This is a genomic window from Paracoccus aerius (assembly GCF_014656455.1).
Taxonomy (GTDB): domain Bacteria; phylum Pseudomonadota; class Alphaproteobacteria; order Rhodobacterales; family Rhodobacteraceae; genus Paracoccus; species Paracoccus aerius.
Genome location: NZ_BNCL01000012.1, coordinates 60,049 through 73,832 on the forward strand (window position 1 = coordinate 60,049; position 13,784 = coordinate 73,832).

General features: G+C 67.5%; 14 protein-coding genes. 8 read left to right on the forward strand and 6 right to left on the reverse strand.

All coding sequences use genetic code 11. The features are described from left to right. Window positions 1–39 precede the first annotated feature (39 nt). From hppD to IE224_RS14085, 3 genes are all read left to right on the forward strand, one after another. Entirely contained in the window at window positions 40–1,152 is a 1,113-nt protein-coding gene (gene hppD / locus IE224_RS14075) for a 4-hydroxyphenylpyruvate dioxygenase (protein WP_167624218.1), read from the forward strand. Window positions 1,153–1,175: 23 nt separating this feature from the next. Further along, window positions 1,176–1,535: a Rieske (2Fe-2S) protein gene (locus IE224_RS14080; RefSeq protein ID WP_191311224.1), complete on the forward strand. Its 360-nt coding sequence runs from the start codon at window positions 1,176–1,178 to the stop codon at window positions 1,533–1,535. A gap of 274 nt (window positions 1,536–1,809) precedes the next feature. Further along, window positions 1,810–2,022 carry a hypothetical protein gene (locus IE224_RS14085; protein WP_191311226.1) on the forward strand — a complete coding sequence of 71 codons (213 nt, stop codon included), beginning with the start codon at window positions 1,810–1,812 and terminating at the stop codon, window positions 2,020–2,022. Window positions 2,023–2,101: 79 nt separating this feature from the next. On the opposite strand, the gene IE224_RS14090 is transcribed toward IE224_RS14085, so the two are convergent. The 4 genes from IE224_RS14090 to IE224_RS14105 all read right to left on the reverse strand — a co-directional run bounded on the left by IE224_RS14090 (window position 2,102) and on the right by IE224_RS14105 (window position 7,059). After that, window positions 2,102–2,614: a hypothetical protein gene (locus IE224_RS14090; RefSeq protein ID WP_191311229.1), complete on the reverse strand. Its 513-nt coding sequence runs from the start codon at window positions 2,612–2,614 to the stop codon at window positions 2,102–2,104. A 10-nt stretch (window positions 2,615–2,624) separates the two neighbouring features. Beyond that, the gene (locus tag IE224_RS14095; RefSeq protein WP_191311231.1) at window positions 2,625–3,776 is read right to left on the reverse strand and encodes a zinc-dependent alcohol dehydrogenase; all 1,152 of its coding nucleotides are present in this window, start codon (window positions 3,774–3,776) and stop codon (window positions 2,625–2,627) included. Window positions 3,777–3,850: 74 nt separating this feature from the next. Continuing rightward, on the reverse strand, window positions 3,851–6,364 hold the full coding sequence (locus IE224_RS14100) for an ABC transporter permease (protein ID WP_191311233.1): 2,514 nt from the start codon (window positions 6,362–6,364) through the stop codon (window positions 3,851–3,853). Then, window positions 6,361–7,059 carry an ABC transporter ATP-binding protein gene (locus IE224_RS14105; RefSeq protein WP_191311235.1) on the reverse strand — a complete coding sequence of 233 codons (699 nt, stop codon included), beginning with the start codon at window positions 7,057–7,059 and terminating at the stop codon, window positions 6,361–6,363. The genes IE224_RS14100 and IE224_RS14105 overlap by 4 nt, the downstream gene beginning before the upstream one ends. Here IE224_RS14105 and IE224_RS14110 point away from each other — a divergent pair. Beyond that, the gene (locus IE224_RS14110; RefSeq protein WP_167624224.1) at window positions 7,058–7,765 is read left to right on the forward strand and encodes an arylesterase; all 708 of its coding nucleotides are present in this window, start codon (window positions 7,058–7,060) and stop codon (window positions 7,763–7,765) included. The two genes, IE224_RS14105 and IE224_RS14110, sit on opposite strands and share 2 nt — an antisense overlap. A gap of 3 nt (window positions 7,766–7,768) precedes the next feature. On the opposite strand, the gene IE224_RS14115 is transcribed toward IE224_RS14110, so the two are convergent. After that, on the reverse strand, window positions 7,769–8,194 hold the full coding sequence (locus tag IE224_RS14115; RefSeq protein ID WP_191311237.1) for a DUF1810 domain-containing protein: 426 nt from the start codon (window positions 8,192–8,194) through the stop codon (window positions 7,769–7,771). 96 nt (window positions 8,195–8,290) lie between these two features. Here IE224_RS14115 and IE224_RS14120 point away from each other — a divergent pair, with 96 nt between their 5' ends. From IE224_RS14120 to IE224_RS14135, 4 genes are all read left to right on the forward strand, one after another. Then, window positions 8,291–9,349, forward strand: coding sequence for a DHH family phosphoesterase (locus IE224_RS14120; RefSeq protein ID WP_191311239.1), 1,059 nt, complete (start codon window positions 8,291–8,293; stop codon window positions 9,347–9,349). After that, on the forward strand, window positions 9,346–10,452 hold the full coding sequence (uvsE, locus tag IE224_RS14125; RefSeq protein ID WP_191311241.1) for a UV DNA damage repair endonuclease UvsE: 1,107 nt from the start codon (window positions 9,346–9,348) through the stop codon (window positions 10,450–10,452). The genes IE224_RS14120 and uvsE overlap by 4 nt, the downstream gene beginning before the upstream one ends. Before the next feature lie 81 nt (window positions 10,453–10,533). Beyond that, window positions 10,534–11,037 (forward strand): DUF3280 domain-containing protein, encoded by a 504-nt coding sequence (locus tag IE224_RS14130; RefSeq protein WP_191311243.1) that lies wholly within the window; start codon window positions 10,534–10,536, stop codon window positions 11,035–11,037. A gap of 112 nt (window positions 11,038–11,149) precedes the next feature. After that, a complete protein-coding gene (locus IE224_RS14135; RefSeq protein ID WP_202380139.1) occupies window positions 11,150–11,842 on the forward strand; it encodes a restriction endonuclease in 693 nt (230 codons plus the stop codon). 3 nt (window positions 11,843–11,845) lie between these two features. Here IE224_RS14135 and malQ read toward each other — a convergent pair whose 3' ends face one another. Beyond that, entirely contained in the window at window positions 11,846–13,633 is a 1,788-nt protein-coding gene (gene malQ / locus IE224_RS14140) for a 4-alpha-glucanotransferase (protein WP_191311247.1), read from the reverse strand. Between the last annotated feature and the right edge of the window lie 151 nt (window positions 13,634–13,784).

Consider the following 13,784-nt stretch of genomic DNA (forward strand, 5'->3'; position numbering starts at 1 on the left):
CATTCTGACATGGAACCGCAGCGAACAGGAGGAGCGCGCATGGGACCGTTTCCGCATGATGCCCCAAAGGCCACGATCAGCGACATCAACCCCGCCGGCACCGACGGCTTCGAGTTTGTCGAATATGCCCATCCCGACCCGCAGGTGCTGGACCGGATCTTCCGGCAGATGGGCTTCGCGCCGGTCGCGCGCCACAAGACCAAGAACGTCACGCTGTATCGCCAGGGCGACATCAACTACCTGCTGAACGCGGATGCAGACAGCCATGCTGCGGGCTTTGTCCAGGAACATGGACCCTGCGCGCCGGCGATGGCCTGGCGGGTGGTGGATGCGCAGGCGGCGCTGAAGCGTGCGCTTGACCTGGGCGCCACCGAATATACCGGCCCCGGCAAGTCGATCGAGGCGCCTGCCGTCTATGGCATCGGCGGCTCGCTTCTGTATTTCATCGACCGCTATGGCGACACCGGCAGCGCTTATGAGGCCGACTTCGACTGGCTGGGCGCGCCCAACCCGCGCCCCGAGGGCTTCGGCTTCTTCTACCTGGATCACCTGACCCACAACGTGATCCGCGGCAACATGGATACCTGGTACAAGTTCTACCACGACACCTTCAATTTCCGCGAAATCAAGTATTTCGACATCAAGGGCAAGCAGACCGGCCTTGTCAGCCGCGCGCTGACCTCGCCCGACGGCAAGATCCGCATCCCCATCAACGAATCCACCGACGATCACAGCCAGATCGAGGAATATCTGCGCGAATACAAGGGCGAGGGGATCCAGCACATCGCGATCGCCTCAAACGACATCTATGCCGGAACGGACCGGATCCGCGACGCGGGGATGGAGTTCATGCCGGGGCCGCCCGACACCTATTACGAGATGTCGCACAAGCGGGTGAAGGGCCACCAGGAGCCCATCGAGCGCATGAAGAAGCACGGCATCCTGATCGACGGCGAAGGCGTGGTTGGCGGCGGCGAGACGCGGATCCTGCTGCAGATCTTTTCCAAGACCGTGATCGGGCCGATCTTCTTCGAGTTCATCCAGCGCAAGGGCGACGACGGCTTCGGCGAGGGCAATTTCCGCGCGCTGTTCGAATCCATCGAGGAAGACCAGGTTCGCCGCGGGGTGCTTAGCGCCTCTCCGGCGGAATAGGCCCGGCTGCGGACGCGGGCGGGATGGCCTGGACCGACTATTCCTCTGCCCCCGCGCCGGGAACGCGGGTCTGTCCGCTGGCCCAGGTTGCGGGCGTGCTGTCGCTGTCTGTTGTCACCGACAAGGGCAGCTTTCCCTTGCTGGTGACGCAGGCGGGCGGCCTGCGGGCCTATGTGAATGCCTGCCCGCACCAGTATCTGCCGCTGGATTACCGCAGCGACCAGCTGCTGTCGGCGGATGGCACGATGCTGATGTGTTCAGCCCACGGCGCCCGCTTCGACATCAGCACCGGCGCGGCACTCGGGGGGGCGGATTGCGGGCTGGACGCGGTTCCGGTGGCGGTCGTCGATGGGATGGTCGTCATCGGGCAAGACCCGGACTAGATAAGCCCCGGGCGCGCGGCCCGACCCGCGCGCCCGACCGTCCATGTGTCAGGGCGGACGGCCGTTACCTCCAGTTGAGCTGCTTGATCGGCACAACGTGCACGAAACCGACGCCGAAGTTTCATATCCAACTTCATCGATTTACCACGTTCACGTGCAAGCTGTGGCGACCGCGCACCTGCAGGGCGGCAGGTCTTTCCGGAACAAAAGCCCCCCGAGGCCGGTTCGGACATTGTCTGAACACCTGTCGCATGACAGGAAATGGAGGTTGCAGATGCCCGGCACGAACCAAGAACTCCACGGTGCTCCCCTTGAAACGACCGATCCCGAAGGGATCCTGCCCGATGGCGTAAGGGGCACGACGCGGGACACGGCCTATACCCGACCGGCTGACGAACACGCAGGCTACAAGGATCCGACCGAGCCTGACCTGCGCAAGCCGTCCGAACAGTTCGAAGACGACGCGGAACAGACACCCAAGCGTTAGAACCGGCAGGGGCCACGACAAACGGCAAGGGACCGGCCTTCCGATCAGGCCGGTCCCTTTTTCCGTGGTGCAAGATGCCTCAGCGCAGGTGGCGGCGGCTTGGGCTGCGGTTGCGGCCAAGCAGCGCGACTGCGACCACGGCGATGCCTGCGCCAATGGCCGCCTTCTTGACCAGGCCGTTGCGGTTGTGGCGCATCTCGGCCCTGACGCCCATCTCGCCCGGCACGTTCGGCAGATGGCCATGGGTCAGGTCGTCCACGATCCCCTCGACCATGTTGACCCGGTCGGCGCCCAGCAGCATCAGCCAATGCCGCCAGTCGGATTCGCTATAGCCGAAGGCTGCGCGGCGGATCATGCCGCTGAGGCCCGAAGGCGCGACCGAGGTTCCGAACACCGCCGGACGGCGGTTGTATTCCATCGATTGCAGCACCTCGATATCGGTGCGCTGCGACTTGGGACGGTTCCAGTCGGACCCGGTTTCAACGGTCCTGTCCCGCATCGGATAGGTCGGGTCGTTCCGCGAATCCGCGTCCACCCCCCAGCCGATGACATCTTCCGGGTTGATCGTCTGGGAAGTAATCTGGCGTGCCATCGTCACTCTCCTAGCGGCCGTTGTTGGGGTAAAGGACCGGCTTGATGCATTCATCCAGCTTGGCCGAGAACAGGTGATAGGCATCGGGCAGGTCTTCCAGCGGCACGCGGTGGGTGATCAGCGCCTTGGGGTCGATCCGCCCCTCCTTCACATGTTCCACCAGGCGGGGCAGCAGCCGCTTGACCGAGGCCTGGTTGGCGCGGATCGTCAGCCCCTTGTTCAGCACGTTGCCCATCGGCACCATGTTGCCCGTGGGCCCATAGACGCCGACGATGGACACGACGCCGCCCTTCTTGGCCGAGTTGATGGCCCAGTGCAGCACGATGGCATTGCCCGCCTCGATCTTCATCTTCTTGCCCAGCACGGTGCGCAGCGCGCTGCCAGCCGCATCACCGCCAACCGCATCGATGCAGACATCCGCGCCCAGCCCGTCGGTCACTTTCTTGATGAAGACCGCCATGTCGTCGATGGACTGGAAGTTGTAGACCTCGGCCGGGCAGTAATGGCGGGCGAAGTCCAGCCGGTATTCCACATGGTCGATGACGATCACCCGGCCCGCGCCGAACAGCCAGGCGCAGCGGGCGGCCATGATGCCCACGGGGCCGGCACCGAAGACCACCACGGTGTCGCCCATCTGGATGCCGCCCATCTCGGCCGCCTGATAGCCCGTCGGCACCACGTCCGTCAGCAGGACCGCGTCGTCGGGATCCATCCAGTCCGGGATCGGCATCGGCCCCACGTCGGCATAGGGCACCCGGACATATTCCGCCTGCCCGCCGTCATAGCCCCCGGCGGTGTGGGAATAGCCGAAGATGCCCCCCACGGCGGTGGCCTGCGGGTTCGATTCATGGCAGTTGCCGAACAGCCCCTGCCTGCAGAAATGGCACTGCCCGCAGGCGATGTTGAAGGGCACCAGCACATGGTCGCCGGCCTTCAGGGTCTGGACCTCGGGTCCGACCTCCTCGACGATGCCGCAGAACTCGTGCCCGAAGGTGGTTCCGATGCGGGTGTCGGGAACAAGGCCGTTGTAAAGATGCAGATCGGACCCGCAGATGCAGGACCGGGTGACACGCACGATGGCGTCGCGCGGATGCTGGATGACCGGATCGGCCTTCGAGGCCACGCGCATCCGGCGCGGTCCCCTGTAATCGGCTGCAAGCACGTCGGTTCCTCCTTGTCGACCTGTCATGCAACCGTGCAGGGCCAGGACAGTTCCCGGATCGGGGGAAACCGTCTCTATTCCTGCGCGCGAAGCACCCGCGCGGGCCGCGCCGACAGGGGTCGCAGCGCGAAGGCCAGGCCCGCGGCCATCGTGGCGATGATGCCGCCCGTAATGACGGCCAGGGCCGATCCGGGCGCGAAGCGGTAGTCAAGCTCCATCACCTGGGTCAGGATCGCCCAGGCGGCAAGGGCCGCGACGACAACGGCGACCAGCCCCGCCGCGGCCCCCATCAGCGCGGACCTGAGCGCGAACGATGCAAGGACCGTGCCGCGCGCCGCGCCAAGGGTCTTCAGCACCGCCGCCTCGAACACCCGGGCGCGTTCGCCGGCCGCGGCAGCGCCGATCAGCACCACGAAGCCCGTCGCCAAAACCGCAAGCGCCGCAAGCGAGGTGCCGGACGCAAGCGCGCCCATCGCCTCGGCCACCCGTTCGGCCACGTCGCGGACGCGGATCGGGGTGATGTTGGGGTAGCTGTCCGAGATGTCGCGCAGAAGCTGCGCCTCGACCGCAGGATCCGAATGGACGGTGGCGATATGGGTCTGCGGCGCCGATTGCAGCGTCGCCCCGTCGAAGATCATCACGAAGCCGATGCCGCCGCTGCGGAAATCGACCTGGCGGAAATTGGCAACGGTTCCGGTGATGTCGCGGCCCAGGATATTGACCGTGATCCGGTCGCCCAGCGACAGGCCCAGTTCCGCCGCCTCCTCGGCCCCGAAGCTGATCAGGGGCGGACCGGCGTAGTCGGCGGGCCACCATTCACCCGCCGTCAGGGCCGCGCCCTCGGGCGGGGCGGCGGCATGGCTGACGCCCCGGTCGCCCCGCAGCACCCAATGATCGCCCCAGTCCCGCGCGGGGATGTCGTTGATGGCCGTGATGATGCCGCGCAGGGATGGCGCGGTGTCGACCTGACTTACGCCCGGATCGCCGTTCAGCCGGTCAAGCAGGCCGGGCAACTGGTCGGGCTGGATGTCGATGAAGAAGAACGAGGGCGCCTGCTGCGGCAGTTCGGCCGCAATCGCCCGGCGCAGGTTCACGTCGATCTGGCCAACCGTCGCCAGCACCGTCAGGCCAAGGCCCAGGGACAGGACCACGGCCACCGCGCCTTCCTGCGGGTTGCCGACCGCACCCACGGCCAGCCGCAGGGCGCTGCGCCCGCGCAGGGCGGGATGGCGCGACAGCCGCCGTGCCAGGGCGCGCAACCCCCGCGCCGCCAGCCACAGCGCGCCCAGGGCCAGCACGACCCCCGCCGCCACCGACAGCGCCAGCCGGGGAACCGAGGCCATCACCGCCGCCGTCCCGATCAGCGCCATCACCGCCAGCAGCAGCGCGGCCATGTATCGCCGGCGAGGCCGAGCGTGGGCGTCGGTCCCGATGCCGCGGAACAGCGCCGCGGCGCGCACCCCCTCCACCCGCGCCAGGGGCAGCAGGGTGAAGATCAACGCGGTCAGGATGCCATACGTCGCGGCCTCGACCAAAGGCGCGGGATAAAGGGTGAACTCGACCGGGATCGGCAGGCGGGCCTGCAGCAGGGGTGCCGCGGCCAAGGGCAGCAGCGCGCCAAGCGCAAGGCCCAAGGCCACCCCCAGAAGGGTCAGCGCGCCGATCTGGGCGAAATAGACGGCAAAGATCGTCCGCCCCTCGGCCCCCAGGGTCTTCAGCGTGGCGATCACGGGGGTCTTGGTGTCCAGATAGCTGCGCACGGCAGAGGACACGCCGACCCCACCGGTCGCCAGCCCCGCAAGGCCGACCAGCACCAGGAAGGATCCCAGCCGATCCACAAAGACCTCGACCCCCGGCGCACCGCGGCGGCTGTCGCGCCACCGCATCCCCGCCCCCTCGAACCGGGCCAAGGCATCGGCCCGCAGCCGGTCCAGGCTGTCGCCGGGGCGCAGCAGCACCCGGTAGCTGGTTTCATAGAGCGTGCCGGGCGACAGCAGGCCCGCATTGGCCAGGCCGGCGGTTGCGACAAGCGTGCGGGGGCCAAGGCCGAAGCTGCCGCCAAGCGCGTCAGGCTCGCGCGTCAGCGCAGCCATCAGCACGAAATCCTGCACGCCCAGCCGGAAACGGTCACCGACCGAAAGCCCCATCCGCTGGATGAGCAGCGGGTCCATCGCCGCCCCCGGCAGTCCGTCGCGCCCGGCCAGCACCTGCGCCACGGGCATTGGCGGGTCGAATTGCGCCTCGCCCGTCAGGGGCCAGTCGGCATCGACGCCCTTGACCTGGGTCAGGGCGCGGTCGTCGCCCGCCACGGCCATGGAGCGGAAATCGACGATCTCGGATACGCGGGCGGCGCGGTCTTCGATCCAGGCGCGTTCGGGATCGGTCGCGAAGCGATACGTCAGGCGCAGCGCGGCGTCGCCCCCCAGCAGCACCGCGCCCTGCCGGGACAGGCCAGTCTCGATCGCGGCGCGGACCGTGCCGACAGCGGCGATGGCGCCGACCCCCAGCATCAGGCACGAAAGGAAAATCCAGAACCCCGCCAGCCCCCCGCGCAATTCCCGCCGGGCGATGCGCCAGGCGGCGGTCACGATGCGGCCCGCTGGCGGCGGTCCTCGGCCTCGACCAAACCATCGCGCAGGCGCAGGACGCGGTCGCAGCGGGCAGCAAGCTCGGGCGCGTGGGTGACAAGAACCAAGGTGGTGCCGTGCCGGTCGCGCAGGCCGAACAGCAGGTCCATGATCGCCTGTCCGTTCACCCCGTCCAGGTTCCCGGTCGGCTCGTCCGCCAGCAGGATCGCGGGGCGCGGAACCACCGCACGGGCCAGCGCCACGCGCTGCTGTTCGCCGCCCGACATCTGCGCCGGGTAATGGTCCATCCGCGCGCCCAGGCCGACTGCCCGCAACTCATCGGCCGCGCGGTCGAAGGCGTCGGGCTGGCCCGCCAGTTCCAGCGGGGTCGCGACGTTCTCGAGCGCGGTCATGGTGGGGATCAGGTGGAAGGACTGGAAGACCACGCCCATGCGCCCCCGGCGGAAGCGGGCCAGGGCATCCTCGTCAAGTGCGGTCAGGTCGTGGTCCAGGGCCCGGACCGATCCGCCGGTGGCGCGTTCCAAGCCGCCCATCAGCATCAGCAGCGAGGACTTGCCCGAACCCGACGGCCCGATCAGGCCCAGCGTCTCGCCCTGGTGGACATCCAGCGAAATGCCCCGCAAGATCGCTACCGGCCCGGCATTGCCTTGCAAGGTCAGGTGGACATCCCTCAGCGACAGAACCGGACCCATCATGACCATCCTTTCCCTTGCCCTGCGTTTTCTGGCATCTAGGCCTTGCCGCCGTTCAGGCAAGCCACGGTTTCGCGACATTCTGACGACGGCCTTTCTGGCCGCAACCCCGGCAGCAGTCCTTGCGCAAGAGCCGTTCCGGCTGGTGGCCCTGGGGGATTCGCTGACCCAGGGCTATGGCCTGCCAGCCGATCAGGGGCTGGTTCCGCAGCTTCAGGACTGGCTGCGGGCGGCGGGCCATGACGTGATCGTGATCAATGCGGGCGTCAGCGGCGACACCACGGCGGGGGGTTTGTCGCGGCTTGACTGGACGCTGGCCGACCGGCCCGACGCGATGATCGTGGCGCTTGGCGGCAACGACCTGCTGCGCGGCATCGACCCGGCCGAAAGCCGCGCGAACCTGGATGCGATCCTGACCCGGCTGGATGCCGAGGGCGTGCCCGCCATGCTGGTGGGCCTGCCCGCCCCCGGCAATTTCGGACCCCAGTTCCAGCGGGATTTCGGGGCGATGTTTCCCGAACTGGCGCAGGAACATGGGGCCACGCTCTACCCCGACCTGCTGGCCCCGATCACGCAACGATACACCGCGGGCCAGGATTATGCCGACCTGATGCAGGACGACCAGTTGCACCCAAGCGCGGCAGGGGTGACGGCCATCGTCGCGGCGATGGGACCGGCGGTGGATGCATGGCTGGACATGCTTCGCTGAAGGTCACTCCAGCCGGTCCAGCGTCAGGCGGCAAGGACTGCCGTCGAAGAACGCCCGCAGGATCCGGGCAAAGACATCCGGCGCGCCCTCGACCTGCGCGAACAGCGTGGCCGAGGATCGCAGCTTTTCCGCATCCACCGGGCCGAAGATCGCCGTCGCCGGAACGCCTTCATGCGCCAGAATCGCCTCGGCGCAGCGGATCAGGCGCGGGCCAAGCACCGGATGGGCCAGGTATCGCCGCGCCTCGTCCCCGTCGACGATGCCATAGCGGTGGGACATCTGCGACCGGCCCAGCCCGCGCAGTTGCGGAAAGATGAACCACATCCAGTGGCTTTGCTTGCGCCCTTGCCGCACTTCCGACAGCGCGCGGTCATGGATGCCGTCCTGCGCGTCGACAAAGCGGTCCAGCGTATCGGGGTCGTCCGGCATGGGGGCTCCTCGCAGTTGTGGCGAGAACGGGCCGGGGCGGGCCTTTGTTCCGGTCCTGCGACCTGAACCCGCAGGCCGGTTGCGCCGTTGGGCACCATGACCTTGCAACCCGTCCAATCCCCCGACGATGCCGCAGCCGCCTTTCGCGCGGCGCTTGACCGCTTTGACCCCGCGCGCCGGCCCCTGATCCTGGGGCATTTCGACGCGGACGGGCTGGCGGCCGTTGCGATCCTGGCGCGGATGCTGGACCGCGCGGGGCGGCCTGCCGACATCCGCATCATGGGCAAGGGCGAAAACCCCTGGTCGCCCGCGTCGCGGGACGGGCTTTCAGCCCTGGACCCGGGCGGGCTGATCGTGACGGACCTTGGCGTGCAGGCGGGCCCCATCCTGCCGGGCGTTCCCACTGTGCTGATCGACCACCACGTCCCCCGGGGCGTGCCGGATGATGCGGCCGTGATCTCGGGCAACGGTTGGCTGCCCGAGCCGACCTCGTCGCTGCTGGCCTTCTGGTGCGCGGGGGCGCTTGGACCCCGTGACGACCTTCTTTGGCTGGCGGCCCTTGGCCTGATCGGCGACATGGCGGACGAAGGCTTTCCCGAACTGGCCGAGGCGCAGGCACGATATGGCAAGACCGCGCTGCGGGATGCCGTTTCCCTTGTCAACGCGCCCCGCCGGACGGCAAGCGCCGATGCGACGCCGGCGCTTGCGCTGCTTCTGAAATGCGACGGGGCCAAGGATCTGCTTAAGGGCGGTCACCCGGAAACCGATCTTCTTCATGCCGCCAAGGCCGAGGTTGCGGCGGCCCTGGAGGGAGCCCGACGGGTGGCGCCCCGCATACGCGGCGATGTCGCGCTGATCCGCTTTGCCTCGGCCTGCCAGATCCACCCGCTGATCGCGCAGTCCTGGCGCGGGCGGCTTCGGGACAAGATCGTGCTGGCGGCCAATACCGGCTATCGCCCCGGCTGGGTGCATTTCGCGGCCCGCAGCGCCACGGGCACGGACCTGATCGACTTCCTGGCCCGCCACCGCCCGCCCGGCGCGGGCACGGAATATGGCAGCGGCCATGCCCAGGCGACGGGCGGCGCGCTGCGGCCCCAGGATTGGAACGACTTCGCCGCCCGCATCGGCTTTCCCGAGGAGACAGTGCCCCAATGACCAACCGGCCCCTGCGTCTGGGTTTTCCCGTCAAGGTGATGGGCAAGCCCGGCCTGAAAAGCAACGACACCCGGCGATGGCAGCAAAGCCCGCATCTGAAGACCTCGCTGGAATACCTGGACGCGATCCTGGATTATCTGGTCGAGGCGCGGATAGACATGTACCGCATGTCCTCGGATCTGGCGCCCTATGCCACGCATCCGGACATGCCGCAGTTCCATTCCATGGTGGCCGAGAGCGATGCCGAACTGGCGGCGATCGGTCGCAAGGCGCGCGACCTGGACATCCGGCTGTCCTTCCATCCGTCGCAATTCGTGCTGCTGAACAGCCCCGACCCTGCGCTGACCGAGAAAAGCATCTGGGATCTGGCCTCTCAGGCAGAGATGCTGGACCGGATGGGGATGGGTCCGGAAGGGGTGCTGGTGACCCATGTTGGCGGCGTCTATGACGACCGCGAGGCCAGCCGCGCCCGCTGGATCGAAGGATACCAGAAATGCCCCGACCATGTCCGCCGTCGCCTGGTCCTGGAAAACGACGATATCCGCTTTTCCGCCGCCGACGTGCTGTGGATCCACGACCGCTGCGGGGTGCCGCTGATCTTCGACTACCAGCATTTCTGGTGCCTGAACCCCGAGGGCCTGGACCTGCGCAACACGCTTGAACGGGTGATGGCGTCCTGGCCCAGGAACGTGCGGCCGAAGATCCATTTCTCGTCCCCCCGGACCGAACTGCGCGAGATCAAGCGCAAGGTCACCGACAAGGACCGCACGGCGATGAAGGCTGATGCCCCGGCCAAGGGGCCGCTGACGCGCGAGGTGGTCAAGGCCACATCTCGGTTCAAGACGGTGCTGCTGCCGCCGATCTGGACCGGACATGCCGATTTCACCAATCCCTTCGAATTCGCGACCTTCATGCGCACCGCCCAAGGTCTGGACTTCGATGTCATGCTGGAAGCCAAGACCAAGGATCTGTCGCTTCTGAAGCTGCGGGGCGACCTTCTGCGCTATGCTCCCGACGTGGCGGCGCGCTTCGGCCTGCAGGCCGCCGACGCGATGCCCGACGACATGCTGGAAGAGGAGTTGGGCGCGTCCGAGGAAGGCTGAAGGCGGCTCGGCCCTTTTTTTTCGATAGGAAGCAAGGCAACCGACCGCTAGACTTGGGCCGTATCCGATGGGGCTGAAGCCATGCTGAAACCTCTTGCCCTGGCAATGGCTGCAACGCTGGTCCTCTCGTCCGCCTGGGCGCAGGATCCGGTGCCGCGCGGGTCCGTGGCCTTCTTCGGCCTTTACCTGATGAACAATCCGGGCGATCCCGACGACAGCGACGAACGCGCCCGCATCGCCATGGCCGAGGATCAGATCGCCCGGAACCTGGAAGCGCGGGGTTTCATCCTGGTGGATACGGCGCCCGTCGCCCAGAAGCTGGCGCAGGTCAAGAACATCGCCTCGTGCAACGGCTGCGACATGAAGCTGGCGCAGGAACTGGGCGCGGATTATTCCGTGACCGGAGAGATCCAGAAGACCTCGGAACTGATCCTGGCGCTGAACCTGTTCCTTCGGGATGCCAAGGCGCGGGCCAATGTCCGCCATGGGGCCGTCGACATCCGGGGCAACACCGATGAAAGCTGGTCGCGCGGCTATCGCTATCTGTTGAACAACATCATCTTCAGGGGCGAGCCCCGGCCCTGACAGGCACGGCCATTTCCTCCGCAAGGCTGGATTCACTGGGTTTTTCTTTGCCAATTGCCCAAGGGTTAATTTTCCCCTAGGCTGTGCTTCCTGGGTGACAGTCGCGCCAGGCATGTCACCTTTCCCGAATCCGATGCGCCGCCTGATCGCAACTGCCTTTTACCTGTTCCGCTATGCCGTCCTGTCGGCCACGCTGATCGTGATCGGCGGGTTTCTGATGGCGACCTTTGCGGGCGGCGTGGCGGCAACGGGCGCAGGCGGGGCGCCCGCGATGGCGGGGGTGGTGCTGGCGGCCCTGGTGATGCCCTGGCTGTTCCTGCCCCGGACCGTGGCGCAGCGGCGCAAGGGCAAGCGGCGCGCCAAGCGCACGCAGTCCCGGGCACGCAGCTCGGCCCGGCCCCGGCCCCCGGCCAGATCCCGCGCCCCTTCTTCGTCGTCGTCTTCGTCGTCGTCATCATCGCCGTCACTGCCCCGGAACGGGCACGATTTCGAGCAATGGGTGGCCGACCGGCTGGAACTGCATGGCTGGCGGGCCGTGGTCACGGCCGGGTCGGGCGACCAGGGCCTTGACATCATCGCCAAGCGCGACGGCCGCAAGATCGGCATCCAGTGCAAGCGATATGACGGCGCGGTCGGCAACAAGGCCGTGCAAGAGGCGTTTTCGGGCCGCGCCTTTCACCGCGTCGATGCGGCCGTGGTCATTACCACCGGCCATTACACCGAAAGCGCCAAGGCCCTGTCGCGCAAGACCGGGGTGCATCTTCTGCACGTCAAGGACATTCCCCGGATGCGCAGGATCTGCTGACCCTCAGGCCTTGCCCGGGCGTTCGGCCCTGATGCCGGCGACGATCGCGCCAAAGATGTCGCTGGCGGTGATTTCCTCGATGGTGCCGGGCAGCTTGGGCCGCCAGTTCGGGTATTCGTCGGCGGTGCTGGGCAGGTTCACCGGCCGATCGTCGCCTGCAAGATCCTCCAGCCGGACTGCCATCAGGCGCGCCGGCGTGCGGGCCACGAAGCGATGGGCGGCCACGACCAGATCGGGCGGCGCCTGACGGCTGTCGGCCAGGGTCTCGTCCCCCAGCAGTCCTTCGGCAGCCAGGGCGCGGACCAGGGCACGACGTTCGCCTGGGCGGGCTTCGGCCTGTTCGCGGGCGGTGTCGGGACTGATCAGGTCGAACTGTTCCCGCAATTCGATGTCGCGGCCGGCCCACCAGCCCAGGAATGTGGGCAGGTCATGGGTAGACAGGCAGGCCAGGGCCTTCTCGGGGTAATGCGGCGGAGGCAGGAAGCCTCCATCCTCGTCCCGTTCGAAGAACAGGATGCGATAGGACAGGATCCTCGCGGCCTCCATCATCTCGCGGAAGCCGGGCGGGACATTGCCCAGATCCTCGCCGATGACGATCGTGCCATTCTCCTGCGAGGCGCGGGCAAGCGCGGTCAGCATGTCGTCCAGCGGATAGCGGGCATAGGCGCCCGCATCGGGGCCCGCGCCCTCGGGGATCAGGAACAACTGCCAGATGCCCATCGCATGGTCGATCCGCACCGCACCGGCCTGGGCCATGACCCCGGCCATCAGCGCGCCAAAGGGGGCCGCGCGCGAGGCTGCCATCGCCGCGGGGGACAAGGGTGCCAGCCCCCAGTCCTGCCCCAGTTCGTTGAAGTAATCGGGCGGCGCACCGATCCGCACATCCGCCAGCACGTCGGGGTGGCCCCAGCTTCCCGACCCGTCCCCGGCCTCGCCCACCGCGACGTCGAGGTATAGCCCGATCCCCATGCCCGCGGCCTTGCAGGCATCCCGGACCTGCCCAAGTTGGCGGTTGGTCTGGTCCTGCAGCCAGCGATAGAAGGCGATCTGGGCCGCATGGTCCTGCGCGAAGGCGGTGACATGGGGACCCTTGGGATCCTGCCAGGATTCGGGCCAACTGGCCCAGCCCGCGCCGTGGCCTTCCGCAACCATACGGGCCGAGACCGCATCGAACAGCGCGTGCCGGTCCAGGTCCGTCCCGCCCCTGCGCCGGAAATCGGCCGAGGCATCGGGGCAGCCCGCCTTTTCCCAAAGCGCCCGAAGCGCCTTCAGCTTGACGGCAGCGACACCGGGATAATCCACGAGGTCCGTCTGCCGCAGTCGGGCAATGGCATCGGCATCCGCCATCGCGGGATCAAAGCCGTCGATCCCGTCGATGGCCAGGTAAAGCGGGTTCAGGAAGCGCCGGTTCGAGGGCGAGAAGGGGCTGCACCGCGCAGGATCTGCCAGAAACATCGCGTGCAGCGGATTGAGGCCGATGAAATCCGCCCCCATGTCCCCAAGCACTGCCGCCAGATCCTGGAGATCGGCAAGGTCGCCGATGCCCCAGTTGCGATCCGAGCGCAGTTGGTAAAGCTGCACCGCGACGCCCCAGGCTCGGTCACCCTCGGGAAGATGGCAATGCAGGTCACGGGGGGCCTCGAGTTTCTGCGGGCGCATGGCCGGGCCGCCGCCAAAGGCCGCGACAAGTTTCTCGAGCGTGGCGTCGGGCACGCGGTGGGCGGTGCCGCCCATGCCTTCATAATCAGGCTGGATGCCCAGTTCCTGTGCCTTCGCCCTGATGTCGTCCATGACTGCCCCCTGCCGTTGCTGAATGAACAGCCCGGCATAGGGATTGTTCCGACCCTCACTCTTGTCCCGTCCCCTTGGCCGAAAAGACAGGTTTCCCTTCTCGTCAAGTCCAGACATAAGGTCTGCATCAGCCAGGCGGCATGGTAGTGCG

Coding starts and splice junctions, on each gene's coding strand:
- hppD (WP_167624218.1), top strand. CDS start 40: ATGGGACCGTTTCCGCATGATGCCCCAAAGGCCACGATCAGCGACATC.
- IE224_RS14080 (WP_191311224.1), top strand. CDS start 1,176: ATGGCCTGGACCGACTATTCCTCTGCCCCCGCGCCGGGAACGCGGGTC.
- IE224_RS14090 (WP_191311229.1), bottom strand. CDS start 2,614: ATGGCACGCCAGATTACTTCCCAGACGATCAACCCGGAAGATGTCATC.
- malQ (WP_191311247.1), bottom strand. CDS start 13,633: ATGGACGACATCAGGGCGAAGGCACAGGAACTGGGCATCCAGCCTGAT.
- IE224_RS14130 (WP_191311243.1), top strand. CDS start 10,534: ATGCTGAAACCTCTTGCCCTGGCAATGGCTGCAACGCTGGTCCTCTCG.
- IE224_RS14120 (WP_191311239.1), top strand. CDS start 8,291: ATGACCTTGCAACCCGTCCAATCCCCCGACGATGCCGCAGCCGCCTTT.
- IE224_RS14135 (WP_202380139.1), top strand. CDS start 11,150: ATGTCACCTTTCCCGAATCCGATGCGCCGCCTGATCGCAACTGCCTTT.
- IE224_RS14085 (WP_191311226.1), top strand. CDS start 1,810: ATGCCCGGCACGAACCAAGAACTCCACGGTGCTCCCCTTGAAACGACC.
- IE224_RS14105 (WP_191311235.1), bottom strand. CDS start 7,059: ATGATGGGTCCGGTTCTGTCGCTGAGGGATGTCCACCTGACCTTGCAA.
- IE224_RS14115 (WP_191311237.1), bottom strand. CDS start 8,194: ATGCCGGACGACCCCGATACGCTGGACCGCTTTGTCGACGCGCAGGAC.
- IE224_RS14110 (WP_167624224.1), top strand. CDS start 7,058: ATGACCATCCTTTCCCTTGCCCTGCGTTTTCTGGCATCTAGGCCTTGC.
- uvsE (WP_191311241.1), top strand. CDS start 9,346: ATGACCAACCGGCCCCTGCGTCTGGGTTTTCCCGTCAAGGTGATGGGC.